Origin of the sequence: Streptomyces spongiae (assembly GCF_009377185.1) — a bacterium.
Lineage (GTDB): Bacteria > Actinomycetota > Actinomycetes > Streptomycetales > Streptomycetaceae > Streptomyces > Streptomyces spongiae.
This window is the reverse complement of sequence record NZ_VJZC01000756.1, coordinates 1-4,117: the sequence shown is the minus strand read 5'-3', so window position 1 is coordinate 4,117 and position 4,117 is coordinate 1. Positions and strand designations below refer to the sequence as shown.

Sequence of the window (4,117 nt, the reverse complement as noted above, 5' to 3'; positions counted from 1 at the left end):
CCCCTCCGAGAGCCGTCCGTCCTTCGGTTCTCTCGGCAGCGTCAAGCCGAAGGAGGAGCCGGAGGCCAAGCCGGAGCCGGCCAAGGACCTGTCGGTCTCCCCGCCGGTCCCGCCGTCCCGGTCCTACACCGACAGCGGGGCCGAGGAACTGGACGTGCCGGACTTCCTCAAGTGATAGGTCAGCGTGACGCTGTGACCTCGACGAGTGGCGCCCACTTCGCCTTCACCGACCGGTGGGGCGGGGTGAGCGCCGCTCCGTACGAGGAGCTCAATCTCGGCGGGGCGGTCGGTGACGACCCCGACGCCGTGCGTGTCAACCGGGAACTGGCCGCCAAGTCGCTGGGCCTGGACCCGGCCGGGGTGGTCTGGATGAACCAGGTGCACGGGCCGGACGTGGCGGTGGTCGACGGGCCGTGGGGCTCGTCGGACGTTCCGCGCGTCGACGCGGTCGTCACCACCCGGCGCGGACTCGCCCTCGCCGTGCTCACCGCCGACTGCACCCCCGTCCTGCTAGCCGACCCCGTCGCCGGGGTCGCGGCCGCAGCCCACGCGGGACGGCCCGGCATGATCGCCGGAGTCGTGCCCGCCGCCGTACGCGCCATGCTGGAACTGGGCGCCGAGCCGTCCCGGATCGTCGCCCGCACCGGACCCGCCGTCTGCGGCCGGTGCTACGAGGTGCCCGAGGCGATGCGCGCCGAGGTGTCCGCCGTCGAGCCGGCGGCGTACGCCGAGACGAGTTGGGGCACGCCCGCGGTCGATGTGAGCGCCGGAGTGCACGCGCAGCTCGAGCGACTCGGGGTGCGCGACCGGGAGCAGTCGCCGGTGTGCACGCTGGAGTCGAGCGATCACTTCTCATACCGCCGCGACCGCACCACGGGGCGACTCGCGGGATATGTCTGGCTGGACTGATGGACATGACGGACCGAAGGGCCGAACTCGCCGGAAACCTGGCGAAGGTGGAGGACCGCATCGCGGCGGCGTGCGTGGCGGCCGGACGCAAGCGCGAGGAGGTGACCCTGATCGTGGTCACCAAGACCTACCCCGCCTCCGATGTGCGCGTCCTGTCGGAGCTGGGCGTGCGGCATGTCGCCGAGAACAAGGACCAGGACGCGGCACCCAAGGCCGCGGAGTGCTCGGATCTGCCGCTCATGTGGCATTTCGTGGGTCAGTTGCAGACCAACAAAGTTCGTTCTGTGGTGCGTTACGCGGATCTCGTGCAGTCTGTCGATCGTTCCAAGCTCGTCACAACTCTGTCGAAGGAGGCCGAGCGGGCCGGGCGTGAGGTGGGATGTCTCATCCAGGTCGCGCTCGACGCGGAGGAGAGCGGCCGTGGGGAGCGAGGGGGTGTGGGGTCTGGCGGAATCGAGGAGTTGGGCGACCTCGTCGCGAGTTCGCCGGGACTGCGGCTGGACGGCCTGATGACTGTCGCGCCGCTCACCGGACCGTACGCGGGTCGCCAACAGGCGGCGTTCGAGCGGTTGATGGATTTGTCGACCGTACTGCGCCGGGCTCATCCGGCTGCGAACATGGTCTCGGCAGGAATGAGTGCGGACCTCGAACAGGCCGTGGCGGCCGGAGCGACACATGTGCGCGTCGGTACGGCGGTACTCGGAGTCCGCCCCAGGCTCGGGTAACGTCGCCAAGAAGTCGGACCACAGCAGAAAATATGGTCATTACCGCTGATAGCGGGCATAACGACCTCGTGGATCGCGGGCACTTGGCAAGTAAGTCGGTCGATCCACCACAGAGCGGAGGACTCAGAGCATGGCCGGCGCGATGCGCAAGATGGCGGTCTACCTCGGCCTCGTGGAGGACGATGGGTACGACGGCCGCGGTTTCGACCCCGACGACGACTTCGAACCCGAGCTCGATCCGGAGCCCGAGCGTGACCGCAGGCGGCATGAACCGTCCCACCAGTCACATCAGCCCCAACGGGACGAATCGGTAAGAGTCGTGCAACCCTCCGTGCAGCGCGAACCGGCGGCGCATTCCGCCTCGCTGCCCGCCGAATCGCCGCGACCCGCCCGGATCGCGCCCGTGGCATCCATCACACAAGAACGCCAGAGTCTGGAGAAGAACGCACCGGTGATCATGCCCAAGGTCGTGTCCGAACGAGAGCCTTACCGGATCACCACGTTGCACCCGCGGACCTACAACGAGGCCCGTACCATCGGGGAACACTTCCGTGAGGGCACCCCGGTGATCATGAATCTGACTGAGATGGATGACACAGACGCGAAGCGACTTGTCGACTTTGCGGCTGGTTTGGTGTTTGGTCTTCACGGAAGCATCGAGAGGGTGACGCAGAAGGTGTTCCTGTTGTCGCCTGCTAACGTCGATGTCACGGCGGAGGACAAGGCCCGCATCGCAGAGGGCGGGTTCTTCAACCAGAGCTGATACGCACGACCGGAACGAAGCACGGGAACATGGGGAGAGGGAAGCACGGATCATGAGCGTGGTTTGGCAGGTGCTCTATGTCGCGCTGATGTGTTTCCTCATCGTGCTGATCTTCCGGTTGGTCATGGACTATGTGTTCCAGTTCGCCCGCTCATGGCAACCCGGCAAGGCGATGGTGGTCGTTCTGGAGGCCACCTACACTGTCACTGATCCACCGCTCAAGCTTCTGCGGCGGTTCATTCCGCCGCTGCGTCTCGGGGGCGTGGCGCTTGACCTGTCCTTCTTCGTACTGATGATCATCGTCTACATCCTGATCTCCGTCGTGACGAATCTCGCGAGGTGAATGTGGACGATACGGTCTTGCCGACTGCCGATGACTACGTTGAGGTGAAGAGATGCCGTTGACCCCCGAGGACGTGCGGAACAAGCAGTTCACGACCGTCCGCCTCCGAGAAGGCTATGACGAGGACGAGGTCGATGCCTTCCTCGATGAGGTCGAAGCCGAACTGACCCGCCTGCTCCGCGAGAACGAGGATCTGCGCGCCAAGCTGGCCGCTGCCACGCGTGCCGCCGCGCAGAACCAGCAGAACATGCGCAAGCCCCCGGAGGGCCCCGGCGGCCCCGGTCCCCAGGACCAGCAGCAGGGGATGCCGCAGCAGGGCATGCGTGGTCCGGGCGCTCCCGTACCCGCCGGAATATCGGGCCCGCCGCAGCAGCAGATGGGTGGCCCCATGGGTGGTCCGCCCCAGCTGCCGAGCGGTGCCCCGCAGCTGCCCGCGGGCCCGGGCGGTCAGGGTCAGCAGGGTCCCGGCCCGATGGGTCAGGGGCCGATGGGTCAGGGCCCGATGGGCCAGGGCGGCCCGATGCAGCAGCAGATGGGCGGCCCGATGGGCGGTCCCATGGGTGGTCCTGGTGGCCCGATGGGCGGCCCCGGTGGTCCCGGCGGCCCCGGTCTGCCCGGTCAGGGCCCCGGCGGCGACAGTGCCGCGCGTGTGCTCTCGCTGGCCCAGCAGACCGCCGACCAGGCGATCGCCGAGGCTCGTTCCGAGGCCAACAAGATCGTCGGTGAGGCGCGCAGCCGTGCCGAGGGTCTGGAGCGCGACGCCCGTGCCAAGGCCGACGCCCTGGAGCGGGACGCGCAGGAGAAGCACCGTGTCGCGATGGGCTCCCTGGAGTCCGCTCGCGCCACGCTGGAGCGCAAGGTCGAGGACCTGCGCGGCTTCGAGCGCGAGTACCGCACCCGTTTGAAGTCGTACCTGGAGTCGCAGCTGCGCCAGCTGGAGACCCAGGCCGACGACTCGCTGGCTCCGCCGCGCACCCCGGCGGCGGCCTCCCTCCCGCCGTCCCCGGCGCCTTCCATGGCTCCGGCCGGCGCGAGCGCCCCGTCGTACGGCGGCAACCAGTCGATGGGCGGCGGCATGGGTGGCGGTATGGGCGGTGGCGGCATGGGCAATGGCCCGTCCCCGTCCGCGCCCTCCTACGGCGGCCAGCAGCAGATGTCCCCGGCCATGACCCAGCCGATGGCTCCGGTCCGGCCCCAGGGTCCGTCGCCCATGGGCCAGGCGCCTTCGCCGATGCGTGGCTTCCTGATCGACGAGGACGACAACTGATCGGCCTCTAGTACGCCTCAGGCGTCGGCAGCGTTCAAGGCGAGGCCCCCGGATTACCGGGGGTCTCGCTTTTTCGTGCGACGTGTCCGGAATGAGGGTGGTTCTGGGGG

The 4,117-nt window shown here is 68.4% G+C and carries 5 protein-coding genes and 1 pseudogene; all 6 read left to right on the top strand.

The window, feature by feature from the left end; translation table 11 throughout:
• Positions 1-175, top strand: a pseudogene (locus tag FNH08_RS46110) (cell division protein FtsZ); the annotation flags it as partial.
• On the top strand, positions 172-909 hold the full coding sequence (pgeF, locus tag FNH08_RS46105; protein WP_322726525.1) for a peptidoglycan editing factor PgeF: 738 nt from the start codon (positions 172-174) through the stop codon (positions 907-909). The pseudogene FNH08_RS46110 and the gene pgeF, both read left to right, overlap by 4 nt.
• A gap of 5 nt (positions 910-914) precedes the next feature.
• Positions 915-1,634 (top strand): YggS family pyridoxal phosphate-dependent enzyme, encoded by a 720-nt coding sequence (locus FNH08_RS46100; protein ID WP_152777679.1) that lies wholly within the window; start codon positions 915-917, stop codon positions 1,632-1,634.
• 130 nt (positions 1,635-1,764) lie between these two features.
• Positions 1,765-2,397 (top strand): cell division protein SepF, encoded by a 633-nt coding sequence (locus FNH08_RS46095; protein ID WP_152777677.1) that lies wholly within the window; start codon positions 1,765-1,767, stop codon positions 2,395-2,397.
• A gap of 52 nt (positions 2,398-2,449) precedes the next feature.
• Entirely contained in the window at positions 2,450-2,740 is a 291-nt protein-coding gene (locus tag FNH08_RS46090; RefSeq protein ID WP_152777675.1) for a YggT family protein, read from the top strand.
• 52 nt (positions 2,741-2,792) lie between these two features.
• Positions 2,793-4,007: a DivIVA domain-containing protein gene (locus FNH08_RS46085; protein ID WP_152777673.1), complete on the top strand. Its 1,215-nt coding sequence runs from the start codon at positions 2,793-2,795 to the stop codon at positions 4,005-4,007.
• The last annotated feature ends 110 nt before the right edge of the window (positions 4,008-4,117 follow it).